Source organism: Thermostichus sp. OS-CIW-31 (genome assembly GCF_054060305.1).
The window spans coordinates 101817-117966 of the sequence record NZ_JBSSDA010000005.1; the positions used below are offsets into that span (position 1 = coordinate 101817).

A 16150-nucleotide genomic window follows, 5' to 3' on the forward strand; every position below is an offset into this window, starting at 1 on the left:
GGATAATTGCTAGATCCCCAGGATCAGGCGAGCTGCAGCGAACTGAGTTAACCTCAGCAACGGCTACAGCCCATAGAAATCCGGCCCGGATCCCTCGTAGCTGGGGTTGACCCGCAAGTTTAAGTGGGGACAGATGATCTCGCAGGTGCGGCACTGGATGCAGTTTTCCAAAGACATGGCATGGGAGCGGATGCCATTTTGGTCGCGGATGTGGTGTACCTCTGCTGTGCAGTCGGCCACGCAGGGGGTGGGGCGATTCAGCTTGTCGTAGGTGGCGATGCACCGGCGGCAGGTTTCGGCGTCGAACTCCAGGATGTGACGGTTACCCTCGGGGTAGCGGGGATCCGCGAAAAAAACCGCATCGGGCCGCGAGAAATAGCCCGGTCGAGAGGCCAATTCCTGGGGAGCCAAGGTTGTGGGGGCCACAAAATCCGCTTGAATGGCAGCGTGGGGGGCCACATAGCCTCGCGGGGGTGGCTCGCTGGGGCTGACCCGCCCGGTGAGCAGGGTGTAGGCGCGCAGAGTTTCTCGTCCGCGGCGAACGGGATCCTGTAAACCCCAGCGCAGGGATCCCAGCCAGGGATGGCCGGCATCGACGCTGCGGCACACCTGAGGCAAGTATTCTTCCAGCAAGCGGGAGTTCTCCAGAAAAGCCTCGCGGAAATAGCGACTGCGGTAGAGGTTTTGCCCCACTGCACTTTCCATCACCGCCCTTTGGTAGTCGGCCTGGATGCGCAGATCCCCTTTCAAGAAGCCATCGTGAATGAGGCCCGCCGCCAGATAGCCGGTTTCCATCGCGTTATCCACCCCGGCCAAGCTACCCACATCCAACACCCCCAGCGCATCCCCCAACAGCAGGGCTCCCTCAACGCCAAACCGGGTGGGCAGGCTGTGGTAGCCCCCTTCGGGAATCACGGCAGCCCCATATTTGAGCAACCTGCCGCCAGCAATTAGGGACTGGATCCAGGGGTGAGCCTTGAACTCCTGCAGACGTTGCTGGGGGTTGAGGTTGGGGTTTTTGCTGTCGAGGCCGATGATCAGACCTAAGGCCAGGCGGTTTTCCTTAAGGCCATAGACGAAGCCGCCGCTGAAGCTGCCATCCAAAACCGGGTAGCCCAAGGTATGCCACACCTGCCCCTGCAGGGACTGGGGGATCTGCCACACCTCTTTGACCCCCACCGACCACAATTGCGGGTTGGGGCGCAGTTGAAACTTCTCGATGAGATCTTTGGAAATGAAGCCTTTGTCGCCAAAGCAGGTGAGTTCGGCAAAGATACAGTCTTCGTACACTTGGCCAGAATCGCTTGCCCGTACCCCGATCACCCGCTCCCCCTCGTAGAGGATTTCATGGGCGGCAAAGCCGGGGAACACATCGAGGGTAACATTTGGGATCCCTTTGGCTTTTTCCTGCAGGGTTTCGGCCAGCCAACGGATGACATGGCTGAGGGTGAGAATGAACTGCCCCTGCTTGCGAAATCCCGGCGGGATCACCGCTTCCGGCAGATCCCAGCGCTGTTGGGATCCCAGCACGCTCAAGTGATTGGCTTCCACCCGGCCTTCGTGGGGAAATCCTTGGCTTTCAAAATCGGGGAAGAGCTTGGCGATCACTTGGAGGTTGCAGATGGCGCCACTGACGATGTGACCGCCGAATTGGCGGGCTTTTTCCAAAATGGCAATAGAGATTTTCAGCCCAGAGAGCTTGGCCAGATCCAAAAGGCGGTGGGCCAAGATCAAGTTGGAGGAGCTTCCCCCCACCAACAGAAGGTCGTAGCGGATGGCTTCACTCATCCTCTCCACGCGGTAGCTCCGGATACGCTGCCTGTATCTTAAAAAGGGGAGGGGAGAAAGAGGGCAAAACTTTAGACCTTCTCAAGCCTCTGGTGCGAGCCCCCAGCAAGATGATCGTCGTCGGCCTAATGTCGGGCACTTCGGTAGACGGGATCGATGTAGCCATCGTCCACCTGGAGGGTGACGATCCCCTACAGTGGGAGTTAATGCATTTCCAGACGATCCCCTATTCCCCAACGCTGCGGGCAGAGATTTTGCGGGCTGCGGATCCCAAAACCGGCACGGTAGATCACATCTGCACCTTGAACTTTCGCTTGGGTCGAGCTTTTGCGGCAGCGGCCTTGCAAGGGATCCAGGCGGCCCATCTTACCCCCCAACAGATCGATCTCATCGGCAGCCATGGCCAAACCCTTTGGCATAACCCCAGTGGGCCAGAAGCTTCGACTTTGCAAATCGGTGAAGCTGCGGTGATTGCCGAGCTGACCGGGATCCCGGTGGTGAGCAATTTTCGGGCGCGGGACATGGCAGCAGGAGGCCAAGGCGCACCTTTGGTAGCTTTTGTGGACTGGCTTCTGTTGAGGCATCCCCACCTTCATCGTGTGGCCCAGAACATCGGCGGTATTGCCAACCTTACCTATCTCCCCAGCCTCTACAGTGGGGGATCCCCCTTGGCTTTCGACACCGGCCCCGGCAATGTTTTGATTGATTTGGCGGTGATGCGGGCCAGCCAAGGACAACAAGCCTTTGATCGCGATGGAAAATGGGCTGCCCAAGGCCAAGTCCACTGGGAAAAAGTTGCAGAATGGATGCGGGATCCCTATTTTCAAAAGGCACCGCCCAAAACCACTGGTCGGGAGTATTTTGGATCCCTTTATTTGGAGCAAATTTGGACCCAATTTATATCTGCTCACGACTGTATTGCCACCCTCACAGGGTTCACAGCCTGCTCCATTGCCCAAGCCTATAGGGACTTTTTGCCCGCGACCCCAGATCAAGTTATTCTCAGCGGTGGCGGCACCCAAAACCCTGTTCTCATGCAACTGCTGCAGGAGCAACTGCCGACCACAACCCTGTTGACTTCCGACCAAGTGGGGATCCCTTCTAAGGCCAAAGAGGCCCTTGCCTTCGCGGTATTGGCCTATAAAACCTGGCAAGGTAAGACCAACAATTTACCGGAAGCAACTGGGGCAAGACATGCTGCCATCTTGGGCCAAATCACACCCTCTTGTCGTAACCAGTCCTAACTCATCCGTATCGTTATCTCCAACAAGCTTGAGCCATTCCTCATACTCCCGAGGAAAGAGAAATGTCCGGAATTGCGGCGGAGCCTCTGCCGAATCCAGATCTCGCTAGGATGTCACGCAAGGCTGAGAAAAGCGATAAAGTTACCTTGCCAAGATCTATAAATCAAAAGCCCTAGTTCTTATGAAGGATCGTCCTCTGCCTCCACTTCTGCTGGCAATCATGATTTTTAATTTCTTCATTCTCTTTGGCTGTAGTGTTGTCCGGCATCACCTGTTTCAGTCTGGAGGATATGATCTTGGCATCTTCGACCAATCCATCTATCTAATCAGTCGGGGAGAGGTTCCGTTTTCGACCATTCGAGGGATCCACATCTTGGGAGACCACGCAGCCTTTATTCTCTATCCCATCAGCTTTTTGTACCGCATTGTCCCCTCGGTCTATTGGCTGTTTGGGCTCCAATCCCTGGCGTTAACCTTGGGAGCATTGGCTATTTATTACCTTGCACTTCAGGCCAAGGTCGATCCCAGCCAAGTGATGGTGATTGCCACAGCCTATCTTCTCTATCCGGCCATTTTTAACGCCAACCTTTTTGATTTTCATCCAGAGGTTTTGGCCGTTCCCCTTTTCTTGGCGGCTGTGCTCTGCATTCGCTCTGGAAAATTGTGGGGGTTCCTTCTCTGTTTGAGCGGCATCCTCGGCTGTAAAGCAGTGTTGTCTCTCAATGTTGTCGCCCTGGGAGCCTGGCTGTTGCTTTGGGAAAGAGGACGAATTCAAGAACGCTGGCAATGGCGCTGCCAAGTGGGCGGCTGGACGGCAATTGCAGCAGGATCAGCTTGGTTTGGGATAGCCACTTTTGGGGTCATTCCTCACTTCAGCGGCAGCGAGCCGGCAGCAGTTTCCCACTATGGCTATCTGGGCGATTCTGTTGTGGAAATTATTCAAAGTTTAATCTTGAGGCCGATGTTGGTTTTGAGCAAAGTCTTCTCTCTGGACACCCTGTTTTATGGATTTTTATTGGTTGCGCCTTTGGCTTGGGGCCTCTCTTGGCGACACTGGGATCCTTGGATCCCTGCCCTGCCTACCCTGGGCTTGAATATACTCTCCAGCAATCCTGCCTATCGGGATCTGGTACATCAATACGCTTTGCCTATCGTTCCTTTCTTGTTCTTGGCCGTCATCGAGAATGTGAAAAACCATCCCTTGCAGAGCCATTTTATAAAAGATAGAAAATTGCCTCTGATCTGGTCTGCGCTGGCCTTTTTGGCCTTGGGGAAATACACCTTTTTTGGCTCGATTTATCTCAGCTCCCTGGACACTTGGCAGGCAACCCGACAGGCTCTTGCCCAGATCACCACCCAAGGGGGCGTCCTCACCACCCACGAGATCAGCCCTCACCTCACCCAGCGACCTGTAATCTACTTTACAGACGAGGGCCGCTTCAATGGATCCCCGCCCTCTCAGTGGGATCCCTTTGATTATGTGTTGCTCAACACCCGTCATCCGGGGTGGCGCAGCAGTCCAGAGTTCTCCCGCATCCTGATCGAAGCTTTACAGAAGGAAACTCAATTCCAGCTTCTGTACCACCAAGATGGGGTGTATTTGTTCTCTAGGTTACGAAAAGACCTCTAAGAATCGCATAAGAATCGCAATTCTAAGGACTGCAGACTACTTTATTGGCACTTGATCTAATTGACTTAAACCAAGTCTTCTTCTCGTTGCAACAAATGATTAAGAAACTGCTGCTTCAATCTAAAGAAATTGTTTAACTTACAAGGCTTAATCTGAGCTTAGTCTTCTCTTAACTTCAAGCCACTAACTCTGTAGTGCCTATCCTCATGCGCGAATAGAGTAGCGCAGGGGTTAGGTGCTGTTTTATAAGACTCGCCAAGTTTCTAAACAAAACTTGTCAAGACAAGAGGAGAAGTCAACGTGAGTATCCATTCGCATGGCCCTAAGCTTCGTCCTGGGGACGAGCCTATGTGTAACCACTCTCCCAACCCCACTTTCAGCAGCATCCTGGAGAGCCGTTTGCAGCGGCGTCAAGTGTTGCAGGGGGGAATTGCTGCGGCGGTGGCCACCTTTTTTGGCTTGCCTGCGCTGAACAGTGCTTCCAAATCGGCAAAAGCCGCCAGTGGCAGTGCTTTGCTGGGCTTCAAGGCAATTCCTGTGAGCGCGGAAGACAAACTGGTGGTGCCCGAAGGCTACACTGCCCGTCCGCTGCTGGCTTGGGGTACTCCCATCACCGGCACCTATCCACAGTTCAAGCTGGAAAACACTGGTGCCGAGCAGGGAATGCAGGTGGGCAGCCACCACGATGGCATGCACTTCTTCCCCATTGACGGGAAGGATCCCTGGCAGGGCAGCTCCACCGAGGGTTTGCTGGTGTTTAACCACGAGTACGTCGAGCCTCGGTTTATGCATGCTGCGGCTGTGGGCCAAAAGCTGGATTCCGACTTGTATCCCACCAATCCTGACGGCAGCCGCGATCCCGACCAGGTGCTGAAAGAGCTGAATGCTCACGGGGTGAGCATTGTCCACATCAAGCAGCAGGGAGATGGCAGTTGGGAAGTGGTGCGGGATCGCCTCAACCGCCGCATCACCGGTCTTACCCTCATGGAGATCCACGGCCCGGTGCGGGGATCCGACTTCGTGAAAACCAAGTTCAGCCCTGAAGGCACAATGACCCGGGGTACTTTGAACAACTGCGCCCACGGCGTCACTCCCTGGAATACCTACCTCACCTGTGAGGAGAACTGGGCTGGCTACTTCAGCAACACCAGCAAAGGCCCCGACCAAAAGCCCAACCTGCCCCGGGAGCACAAGCGCTACGGCGTAAGCACCGAGACTTCCCGCTACGGCTGGGAGCTGGCCAGCAACAAGGCGGACGAGTTCATCCGCTTCAATGCCACCCCCACCGCTGCGGATGCCACCCAAGACTACCGCAATGAGCCCAACACCTTTGGCTGGGTGGTGGAGATCGATCCCTTTGATCCCAGCAGCACTCCCAAGAAGCGCACCGCTCTGGGCCGCTTCGCCCACGAAGGCGTGGTGTTCCAGCCGCCGGTGGAAGGCCAGCCGATTGTGGCCTATATGGGGGACGATGCCCGCTTTGAGTACATCTACAAGTACGTCTCTGCCGAGCCCTACCGCAAGGAAACGGCGGGTGGACATCTGTTGGACAATGGCACCCTGTATGTGGCCAAGTTCAACGAAGATGGCACGGGCGAGTGGCTGCCGCTGGTGTTTGGGAAAAACGGCCTGACCCCGGAAAACGGCTTCACCAGCCAAGCAGATGTGTTGGTGAATACCCGCACGGCGGCGGATTTTGTCGGTGCCACCAAGATGGATCGGCCCGAGTGGGGAGCGGTGGATCCGCAAACCCGCATGGTCTACTTCACCCTGACCAACAACAGCCGTCGGGAACAAGACCAGGTGAACGCTGCCAACCCCCGTCCCAAAAACAAGTGGGGTCACATCATCCGTTGGAAGGAAGCCAACGACCGGCCTCAAGCCACCCGTTTCGAGTGGGATCTCTTTGTCTTGGCCGGGCCGCCTGAAGATAGCCGCAAGCTATCGGGCCAGCCCCTCAATGAAGACAACATCTTCAACTCTCCCGATGGTCTGTGGTTCGATGCCAGCCGTCGCCTCTGGATCCAGACCGACACCAGCGACAGCAATCTCAACCAAGGGGATTTTGCTCCTTTTGGCAATAACCAAATGTTGGCTGCCGATCCGGATACAGGGGAAATTCGCCGCTTCTTGACCGGGCCGATTGGGCAAGAGATCACCGGTGTGGTCACCACTCCCGATCAGCGCACCATGTTCATCAACGTGCAACATCCGGGAGCCAGAACCAGCGAGGACGACTTTGCCGCCGGCAAGATCTTCTCCCGCTGGCCCGACTACGACCCCAATCTCTACCCCCGCTCGGCGGTGGTGGTGATCACCAAAAATGACGGCGGGATCATCGGTACCTAGTTGTCTCTGAGGCCGTCAGCCCATAAAACCCAGCGGCAGGGATCCTTCATCTCTGCCGCTTTCTTGCACTTAACCCAGCAAGGCTGATCCCTGCAGGGTCAGGAATCTGGAGCTATCTCTCAAGTACCAATTCTCCCTCTGGGAGACGAGCCGGGGGTGAGGGAAATTAATCCCACAGGTTCAAATCCGTCACTGCTCCCAAGCTGCTGCTGGAGACCAGCTTGGCGTACTTGGCTAGGGTGCCCCGTTTGTAGCGAGGCTCAGGAGGAGACCAGCGGGCGCGGCGGCGAGCCAGTTCTTCATCGCTCACGTGCAGGTGTAATAGGCGAGCCGGAGCATCGATGGTGATAAGATCCCCTTCTTCCACCAGGGCAATCGTGCCCCCCACATAGGCTTCGGGAGCCACATGGCCCACCACCATGCCGTAGGTGCCACCGGAGAAGCGGCCATCGGTGATCAGGCCAACGCTATCTCCCAAGCCAGCGCCGATAATCGCCGAGGTGGGCGAGAGCATCTCCCGCATGCCGGGGCCACCTTTGGGGCCTTCGTAGCGGATGACCACCACATCCCCTGCTCGGATCTGGCCGGAGAGGATGGCCTGCAGGCAGGATTCCTCTGAATCGAAGACCCGCGCCGGCCCGGTAATTTGCGGGTTCTTGACGCCGGTAATTTTGGCCACTGCCCCTTCGCTGGCCAGGTTTCCCTTGAGAATGGCCAGGTGCCCTTGGGGATACAGGGGGCTGTGCCAGGGGCGGATCACCTCTTGGTCGGCGGGGGGCTCATCCGGTACATCCCGCAGCACCTCTGCCAGGGTCTGGCCGGAGATGGTGAGGCAGTCCCCGTGCAGCAGGCCGTGGTTGAGCAGCATTTTCATCACCTGGGGGATCCCGCCGGCCCGGTGCAGGTCGGTGGCCACAAACCGCCCTGAAGGCTTGAGATCGCAGAGGACAGGCACGCGAGCACGAATGGTCTCGAAATCATCTAGCGTCAGGGGCACTTCTGCCGCATGGGCAATGGCCAGAAAGTGCAGGACGGCGTTGGTGGATCCCCCTACGGCCATGATCACCGAGATGGCATTTTCAATGCTTTTACGGGTGATGATGTCGCGGGGGCGGAGGTTGGCTTTGATGGCCTCTGCCAAGACCTTGGCCGATTGGGCTGCACTTTCGGCTTTTTCCTCGTCTTCTGCAGCCATGGTGGAGGAGTAGGGCAGGCTCATCCCCATGGCCTCAAACGCGCTGGACATGGTGTTGGCCGTGTACATGCCGCCGCAGGATCCCGCACCAGGACAGGCGTGGCGCTCCACCGCCAGCAGCTCTTCCTCGGAGATGCGCCCGGCGCTGAACTCCCCTACGGCTTCAAAAGCGCTGACGATGGTGAGGTCGCGGCCATTGTAGTGACCCGGCTTGATGGTGCCGCCGTAGACGAAGATCGAGGGTACATTGAGGCGGGCCATGGCGATCATCGCCCCCGGCATGTTCTTGTCGCAGCCGCCAATGGCCAAGAGGCCATCCATGCTCTGGCCGTTGACCACCGTCTCGATGGAATCGGCAATCACTTCCCGCGACACCAGCGAGTATTTCATCCCCTCCGTGCCCATCGAGATGCCGTCGCTAATGGTGATGGTGCCGAACACCTGGGGCATACAGCCCGCTGCCTTCAGAGCCGCCTCCGCCCGCTCCGCCAGAGTTTGGATCCCCATGTTGCAGGGGGTGAGGGTGCTGTGGGCGTTGGCAATGCCGACAATGGGCTTGCCGAAATCTTCGTCGCGAAAGCCTACGGCCCTGAGCATGGCGCGGTTGGGGGAGCGCTGTACCCCTTGGGTGACCACTTGGCTGCGCAGCGGGAAAGGGGAATTGGCCATCATTGCAAGAGGAAACCGGGACGAAGTAGGGAGAGGAGAAAAGGGGTAGAACTCATCCTACCGCGTTTCTTCGGGGGAACATGAGCTTTCCCGGAAAGAGGGATCCGACCAAATCTGAAGCAACTCTGTAAGTTGTCTGCACCTGCGCCGAGGATCGGCCAGCCTACCTAATAGAAGGGATCCCAGGTTCCAATCGCGTTAGCGAGACCGAGTCAAGACATGGGGGCCAGGGATCCTGGGTGTTGGTGTTTCCCCTTCGTGTTGGCGAAGCCTCGTATGGTTCTCAGCTCTCCTCTCCCCTCGCCTGCAGTGCCCAGCAGTGCCGACCGCGTTAGCGGGACGGAGTCCTCACGGGAGATGTTGCGGGATGTGCTCACCCTCTCCCGTCATGTTTTACAGCAGTTTGGCAGTTTTACGGCAGAGGCCCAAGACTTCAGCGCCCTGATGAACCGCATTGCCCTGGCCGGCAAGATGATCGCCCGGCGGCTGAGTCAGGCAGGACTGATCGAAGGGGCGCTGGGGGTTACCGGCAGCGTCAATGTCCAAGGGGAAGAACAGCAACAGATGGATGACTATGCCAACCGGGCCTTCATTCGCGCTTTGGAGCAAACGGGCCTGGTGTGTCGGCTGGTCTCGGAAGAGATGAAAACCCCGGCTCGCCTGCCGGAAAACTGCTCCCTCAGCCGCCTGGCCCTGATGATCGATCCCCTGGATGGATCCTCCAACATTGACGCCAACCTCAGCGTCGGCTCCATCTTCTCCGTCCTTCACCCTCTTGAGGATCGCCCGGAAGCGGACAACCAAGACCTGCTGCAACCGGGCCGTCGCCAACTGGCTGCGGGATATATTCTCTACGGCCCCAGCACCCAATTGGTCTATTCCGTCGGCAAGGGGGTACACGGTTTCACGTTGGATCCCAGCTTGGGGGAATTTATCCTCTCCCGCAGCGACATCCGCATTCCTGAACGCGGCTCCGTCTACAGCCTCAACGAGGGCTATTTTTGCCAGTGGAGCGAAGGGATCCAGAACTATGTCCGGTATGTTCACCGCCGCGATGGCTACATCTCCCGTTACAGCGGCGCTCTGGTGGCGGATTTTCACCGCATTCTCCTGCAGGGCGGAGTTTACCTCTATCCCGGCACCCAGAAAAAACCGGAGGGCAAGCTGCGCCTGATGTACGAGGCCAACCCCCTGGCTTTTCTGGCCGAGCAGGCGGGCGGGGCGGCCACCACTGGCACCGAGGCCATCCTAGACATCGTCCCCCAATCTCTCCACCAACGGGTGCCCCTTATCATCGGCAGCCGCGAGAACGTGGAAGAAGTGCTGCGCTGCCTAGAGGGTTCTCTGGTGCCCTAGGTTCTTCCCAATCCTTCTCTTTGAGCCAAGCTGGCCTATGGTAACCCTGGCAGAAAACCCCCTTCGCGTTGGTCTCAACCAAGAACGCACCCCGGATCCCTGCATTGTGGTGCAGTTTGGCGCTTCTGGGGATCTGGCCGCCCGCAAGCTGCTCCCGGCCTACTACCGGCTGTTTGGGCAGCGGCGGCTGCCGCCGGAGTTTACTTTGGTGGGGGTGGCCCGCCGCGATTGGACTCACGAGGTTTATCGGGAAAAGATGCGGGCTGCCGTGCAGGAGTTTGCCCCCCAGGACTTGGGGCCGGAGGCCCTCTGGCAGGACTTCGCCAGCCGCCTGTTCTATTGCCGCCTCGATATCGGAGATGCTGAGAGCTATCTTCGCCTGAAGCAACTGCTCAGCCAGCTGGACGAAGAGCGGGGCACCCGCGGCAACCGAGTGTTCTATCTGGCGGTGGCGCCGGACTTCTATGCCCAGGCCATCCAACAGCTGGGGGCAGCTGGCATGGTGGCCGATCCGACCAAAACGCGGGTGGTGATCGAAAAGCCCTTTGGCCACGACCTCACCTCGGCCCAGGAACTCAACCGCCTTGTGCAGCGAATTTGCCAGGAAGAGCAGATCTACCGCATTGATCACTACTTGGGCAAAGAGACGGTGCAAAACCTGCTGGTCTTCCGCTTTGCCAACGCCATTTTCGAGCCTCTCTGGAACCGCAACTACATCGACCATGTGCAGATCACCGTGGCGGAGACGGTGGGGGTGGAGGATCGGGCCGGCTACTACGACACTGCCGGCGCCCTGCGAGACATGGTGCAAAACCACCTAATGCAGATCTATTGCCTGACGGCCATGGAGCCACCTGTCTCACTGCGCAGCGATGGGGTGCGCAACGAAAAGACCAAGGTGCTGCAGGCCACCCGCCTAGCGGATCCCCGCAATGTGGCAGCCGCAGCGGTGCGGGCGCAGTACGGCCCTGGCTGGATCGCCGGCAAGCCGGTGCTGGGCTATCGGCAGGAGCCTAACGTCAATCCCAACTCGCAAACCCCCACCTACGTAGCCCTGAAACTGGAATGTGACACCTGGCGGTGGAAGGGAGTGCCCTTTTACCTGCGCACCGGGAAACGCCTGCCCAAGAAGGTCTCCGAGGTGGCCATTCACTTTAAGCAGGTGCCCCTTTCCCTGTTCCAATCGGCGGCTCGGGAGGTGAGTCCCAATATCCTGGTGCTGCGCATCCAACCCAATGAGGGTATCTCGTTGCGCTTTGAGGCCAAGATGCCGGGGCCAGAGATCCGCACTCGCTCGGTGGACATGGATTTCCGCTATGGGACGGCTTTTGGAGCGAGTACACCGGATGCTTACGATCGCCTGCTCCTGGATTGTCTGTTGGGAGATCCAACGCTGTTCACCCGTGCCGACGAGGTCGAAGCGGCTTGGCGGGTGGTGACGCCGGTGTTATCGGCCTGGGAATCGGAGCCCGGCAGCGGCAATGGCGGCAGTGCTGCACCGCCTCTGTTCACCTATGAGGCCGGCACCTGGGGGCCGAAGGCTGCCGAAGATTTGCTCACCCAATCGGGGCGGCGGTGGCGGCGCCTCTGATTTGGCTGCTCTCGGCTGGTAAACCATGGCCTATCCACCTCTGTGTAAGCCGGGGCACCCTCAGCAACAGGCAGAAGAGCATGAGCAGCTCAAGAGCCCTTTCAAATGGCCGCTGCAGAAGAGAACACCAAGACGTAGGGATCCCCGGCTGTTGCAGCTAACATGGGCATGGCCTGTTTATCGCGTGGGTATCATGCCGCCACTGTTGTTTCGGTTATCCATCCGGCCCTGGCAAGCCTTGTCGGTGGGCCTGGCAGTTGTGTTGGGGATGGGAGGGTGGAGCTCTGCCCAGGCCCAGGTGTTGCTGCACATCCCTTTGCCCAATGGGGGCTTGATGCAGGCCCAAGCGCTGCAACTGGCCACCGACTCGCTGCGGCTGGCCCAGTTTGGTCAAACGGAAGAAGCGCTGCGCCGCCTGCAACTGGCCGTGTCCATGGTGCCCAACTCCTCAGAGCTACTCTACGTTTTGGGCAACGTACACCTAGAACTGGGGGACTTGGAGCAGGCGATTGCCTCGTTGCAAAAGGCCCGCGCCCTATCTCCTCAAGATGGGGATGTCCTCTACTCGCTGGGATCGGCTTATTTGCGGCAGGGCAGCTACTTTGCCGCCACTGAGACTCTGGAACGAGCGGTTGCCCTCCAACCGGATAACCCCAATGCCCGCTTCCAACTGGGCAATGCCTACCTCATGCTGGATCGGTGGGATGCGGCCCGGCAGGAATATGAGAAGAGCTTGCAGTTGGATCCCGCCTACTGGCCGGCCATGAACAACATGGGCTTGGTGGACTATGAGCAGGGGGATCTGGACGCCGCCATCGATCGCTGGGAACGCACGATAGAGATGAACAATGCCGTAGCAGAGCCCTATTTGGCCCTGGCGACTGCCCTCTACATTCGGGGAGAAACCGAACGAGCTGAGGAACTGGGGGCAAAGGCCATGCGCTTGGATCCCAACTATGCCCGCCTGCAGGTGTTGCGGGAGAATCTGTGGCGAGAAAACCTGCTGCGAGATGTGCAGATCCTCCTGCGCACCCGCCCTGTTGCAGAAGCTCTGCAGCAAGCCGCCATCGAGCAGTTCAACCGGCGGATGGGCCTTTCGGAATAGGCTCAGGAATTGACAGTGGGAAGTTCTGCAGGGGATCCCTTGAGAACTCGTGCCTGAAACTTGGCCCGAATCCGCTCGGCAATCCCGGCGCTGTTCAAGCCCAGTTCTGCCAAGGATTCCTCGGGGGTGGCGTGCTCCACCCACACATCCGGCACCCCCAAGCGCAACAAAGGCACTGTCAGGTCGGCGTCGAGCAGGGCTTCGGCCACTGCCGAGCCAAACCCACCCATGAGGCAACCTTCTTCCACCGTCACCACCAAGCGGCTCTGTTCGGCCAAAGGCAGGATCAGCTCGGTATCCAAAGGCTTGGCGAAGCGGGCATTGACCACTGTGGCTGAGATACCGTGTTCTTTCAAGATCTCCGCCGCCTGCAGGCTGGGATGCACCATCGACCCATAGGCCAGGATCAGCACCTCGCCGCCGCTGCGCAACACCTCGGCTTTGCCGATGGGCAGGGGTTCCCATCCCTCTTCTGCCAGAGGCACCCCCACGCCAGATCCGCGCGGGTAACGCATGGCGATGGGGCCCTGGGTGTACTGGATCCCGGTCACCACCATGCGCTGTAGCTCCGCTTCATCTTTGGGAGCCATTAGCACCATTTCCGGAATGCAGCGCAGATAGGCGATGTCGTACATGCCTTGGTGGGTGGGGCCATCGGCTCCCACAACTCCCGCCCGATCCAAGCAAAAGAAGACCGGCAACTTTTGGATACAGACATCGTGGATGATCTGGTCGTAGGCCCGCTGCAAGAAGGTGGAATAAATGGCCACCACTGGCCGCATTCCCTCACAGGCCATGCCAGCCGCCAACGTTACAGCGTGCTGCTCGGCGATCCCCACATCCACAAACTGATCCGGCAGCTTTTCCTTGAGCTTATCCAGGCCAGTGCCCGTATCCATAGCGGCGGTGATGCCGATGATGCGGGGATCCCGCTCGGCCAGCTTGCAGAGGGCATGGCCAAAGACCTTGCTGTAGCTGGGGGGCTTGGGCTTGGTGGGCGGGTAGGGCTTGCCGGTGGCCAGGTCGAAGCGGGATTGGGCATGATACCCCACCTGTTCCGCTTCGGCAGGCGGGTAGCCCTTGCCTTTGACGGTGGCCACATGCACCAGCACCGGCCCGGAGATGCCGTGGGCCAACTCAAAGGCATCCAACAACTCCGCCAGGTTATGCCCGTCCACCGGACCCACGTAGGTAAAGCCCAGCTCCTCAAAGATGATGCCTGCCTTGTTGTTTTGCACGGCGGTAACCAGCTTCACCGTTTCCTTGAGGCGGTCAATTTCTGGGCTGAGGCTGGATCCCAGCAGGGGGAGATTCTTCAGTTGCTCTTCTAGGCTGTCGGCCAAAAACTGCACCGGCGGGCTGAGGCGCAGGCGGTTTAGATAGCGAGGGATCGCTCCCACGTTGGGGGAAATGGACATGCCGTTGTCGTTGAGCACCACCATCAGGTTGGTCTTGGGCAGGTGCCCGGCGTGGTTGATGGCTTCGTAGGCCATGCCTCCGGTTAGGGCACCATCCCCAATGATGGCCACCACCTTGAAGTTGTCTCCCCGCCGATCCCGAGCGATGGCCATGCCCAAAGCTGCCGAGATGCTGGTGGAAGCGTGCCCCGCCCCAAAGTGATCGAAGCGGCTCTCGCTGCGCTTCAGGTAGCCGGAAATCCCCCCCTTCTGGCGCAATGTGTGGAAATTGTGGTACCTGCCGGTGAGCATTTTGTGGGCATAAGCCTGGTGCCCCACATCCCAGATCACCTTGTCTCGATCCAGATCGAGGGTCTTGTAGAGGGCCAAGGTCAGCTCCACCACCCCCAGCCCTGGCCCCAGATGACAGCCGACCGGGGAATTGGCAGCCGTCTGCAGATGTTTGTCGCGAATCTGGCGGGCTAGGCTGCGCAACTGGCTCAGGTTCAGGTTTCGGAGCTGGTTGGGATGAGTGATGTCACTCAGGTGCATAATGGACTCGTCCTTCCGGTGTGATCTCACTCTAATTCATTTTCAGGAGGGGTTTTGTAGCCCTCCCTCTCAAAACTTCAAGGAATGCAGGGATCCCCCTTAATGCTGGGCCAAGGGCAGTGAGATCTTGAAAGGGGCACGCCAAGGAGCTTATTCAAGGGTTAGCCTCGCGTAAGGCCCTCGGTTGCTCCGGAGTTAAGGGCTAGGGCCCACTGCCGCGATGGTTTCTTCCTTTTTGTTAGCCATGAAAATCGCCGCCAACATCACCCAGCTCATCGGTCGCACCCCGCTGGTGCGGTTGAATCGGATCCCGCAATCGGAGGGGTGCCTGGCCGAGATCGTGGTGAAATTGGAGAGCTTTAACCCTGCCGCTTCGGTGAAAGACCGCATTGCCGTCAGCATGATCGAGGCTGCCGAACAGGCCGGTTTGATCACCCCCGGCAAGACCATCTTGGTGGAGCCCACCTCTGGCAATACCGGCATTGGCCTGGCCATGGCCGCTGCTGCCAAGGGTTACCGGCTCATCATCGTCATGCCTGAGAGCATGAGCCTGGAGCGGCGACTGCTGTTGAAAGCCTACGGAGCAGAGGTGCACCTGGCCAGTAGCGCCGGCGGCATGGGGGAAGCCATCTGGAAGGCTGAAGAGATCGTCCGCCGCACTCCCAACGCTTACATGTTGGGCCAGTTCACCAATCCCGCCAACCCCCGGATCCATGCCAGAACCACCGGCCCGGAAATTTGGGAAGATACCGATGGTCAAGTGGATATCCTGGTGGCAGGGGTAGGTACCGGCGGCACCATCACGGGGGCGGGCGAGTTTTTGAAGGGGAAAAACCCAGCCATTCGACTGGTGGCCGTTGAACCCAAGGCCAGTGCCGTCTTGAGTGGTGGACGGCCCGGCTTTCATCGCATTGAAGGGATCGGAGCGGGATTCGTGCCTGATGTGCTGCGGCGCGACCTGCTGGATGAGGTGATCCCAGTGGAAGATGAAGAGAGCATGGTCTACAGCCGGCGCCTGGCCAAAGAAGAAGGGATCCTCTCCGGCATTTCCACTGGGGCTGCCTTGGCGGGAGCCATCCAGGTGGGGCGGCGACCGGAAAACGCTGGCAAGCGGATTGTAATGATCCAGCCTAGTTTTGGGGAACGCTACCTGAGCACACCTCTTTTTCGCGACTTGGAGCGGGATTCCGATTCGAGATGACGATGATGCTGAGACTGCTGCCCTACAGGTCGCCCTGGCCCAGAGGGCGAGCTAGCATGGGTGAGAGTGACGT

At 58.6% G+C, this 16150-nt stretch carries 10 protein-coding genes; 7 read left to right on the plus strand and 3 right to left on the minus strand.

Features of this window, described 5'->3' with window-relative positions:
* Positions 1-63: 63 nt before the first annotated feature.
* A complete protein-coding gene (locus ACVWY9_RS04800) occupies positions 64-1788 on the minus strand; it encodes an electron transfer flavoprotein (RefSeq protein WP_457387648.1) in 1725 nt (574 codons plus the stop codon).
* 92 nt (positions 1789-1880) lie between these two features.
* On the opposite strand from ACVWY9_RS04800, the gene ACVWY9_RS04805 reads away from it, so the two are divergent.
* From ACVWY9_RS04805 to ACVWY9_RS04815, 3 genes are all read left to right on the plus strand, one after another.
* Entirely contained in the window at positions 1881-3032 is a 1152-nt protein-coding gene (locus tag ACVWY9_RS04805) for an anhydro-N-acetylmuramic acid kinase (RefSeq protein WP_457387649.1), read from the plus strand.
* Positions 3033-3213: 181 nt separating this feature from the next.
* Complete coding sequence (locus ACVWY9_RS04810; RefSeq protein WP_457387650.1) at positions 3214-4662, plus strand: DUF2079 domain-containing protein; 1449 nt, start codon at positions 3214-3216, stop codon at positions 4660-4662.
* A 348-nt stretch (positions 4663-5010) separates the two neighbouring features.
* Entirely contained in the window at positions 5011-7011 is a 2001-nt protein-coding gene (locus ACVWY9_RS04815) for a PhoX family protein (RefSeq protein ID WP_457387651.1), read from the plus strand.
* A 166-nt stretch (positions 7012-7177) separates the two neighbouring features.
* Here the strand turns inward: ACVWY9_RS04815 and ilvD are convergent, their stop codons facing one another.
* Positions 7178-8875: a dihydroxy-acid dehydratase gene (ilvD, locus tag ACVWY9_RS04820; protein WP_457387671.1), complete on the minus strand. Its 1698-nt coding sequence runs from the start codon at positions 8873-8875 to the stop codon at positions 7178-7180.
* A gap of 357 nt (positions 8876-9232) precedes the next feature.
* On the opposite strand from ilvD, the gene fbp reads away from it, so the two are divergent.
* The 3 genes from fbp (at position 9233) to ACVWY9_RS04835 (ending at position 12927) form a co-directional block, all read left to right on the plus strand.
* Positions 9233-10231 carry a class 1 fructose-bisphosphatase gene (gene fbp, locus ACVWY9_RS04825; RefSeq protein WP_414375216.1) on the plus strand — a complete coding sequence of 333 codons (999 nt, stop codon included), beginning with the start codon at positions 9233-9235 and terminating at the stop codon, positions 10229-10231.
* 37 nt (positions 10232-10268) lie between these two features.
* A complete protein-coding gene (gene zwf / locus ACVWY9_RS04830; protein ID WP_457387652.1) occupies positions 10269-11822 on the plus strand; it encodes a glucose-6-phosphate dehydrogenase in 1554 nt (517 codons plus the stop codon).
* A gap of 193 nt (positions 11823-12015) precedes the next feature.
* Positions 12016-12927: a tetratricopeptide repeat protein gene (locus ACVWY9_RS04835; protein ID WP_457387653.1), complete on the plus strand. Its 912-nt coding sequence runs from the start codon at positions 12016-12018 to the stop codon at positions 12925-12927.
* 2 nt (positions 12928-12929) lie between these two features.
* Here the strand turns inward: ACVWY9_RS04835 and dxs are convergent, their stop codons facing one another.
* Positions 12930-14876, minus strand: coding sequence for a 1-deoxy-D-xylulose-5-phosphate synthase (gene dxs / locus ACVWY9_RS04840; RefSeq protein WP_414424021.1), 1947 nt, complete (start codon positions 14874-14876; stop codon positions 12930-12932).
* Positions 14877-15120: 244 nt separating this feature from the next.
* Between dxs and cysK the strand changes: the two genes are divergently transcribed.
* Positions 15121-16077 carry a cysteine synthase A gene (gene cysK, locus ACVWY9_RS04845; protein WP_011433569.1) on the plus strand — a complete coding sequence of 319 codons (957 nt, stop codon included), beginning with the start codon at positions 15121-15123 and terminating at the stop codon, positions 16075-16077.
* Positions 16078-16150 lie beyond the last annotated feature (73 nt).

Bases quoted from the DNA above. Each gene is read 5' to 3' on its own strand.
- ACVWY9_RS04800 (WP_457387648.1), bottom strand. From the start codon at position 1,788: ATGAGTGAAGCCATCCGCTACGACCTTCTGTTGGTGGGGGGAAGCTCC.
- ACVWY9_RS04810 (WP_457387650.1), top strand. From the start codon at position 3,214: ATGAAGGATCGTCCTCTGCCTCCACTTCTGCTGGCAATCATGATTTTT.
- ACVWY9_RS04815 (WP_457387651.1), top strand. From the start codon at position 5,011: ATGTGTAACCACTCTCCCAACCCCACTTTCAGCAGCATCCTGGAGAGC.
- ilvD (WP_457387671.1), bottom strand. From the start codon at position 8,875: ATGGCCAATTCCCCTTTCCCGCTGCGCAGCCAAGTGGTCACCCAAGGG.
- fbp (WP_414375216.1), top strand. From the start codon at position 9,233: ATGTTGCGGGATGTGCTCACCCTCTCCCGTCATGTTTTACAGCAGTTT.
- zwf (WP_457387652.1), top strand. From the start codon at position 10,269: ATGGTAACCCTGGCAGAAAACCCCCTTCGCGTTGGTCTCAACCAAGAA.
- ACVWY9_RS04835 (WP_457387653.1), top strand. From the start codon at position 12,016: ATGCCGCCACTGTTGTTTCGGTTATCCATCCGGCCCTGGCAAGCCTTG.
- dxs (WP_414424021.1), bottom strand. From the start codon at position 14,876: ATGCACCTGAGTGACATCACTCATCCCAACCAGCTCCGAAACCTGAAC.
- cysK (WP_011433569.1), top strand. From the start codon at position 15,121: ATGAAAATCGCCGCCAACATCACCCAGCTCATCGGTCGCACCCCGCTG.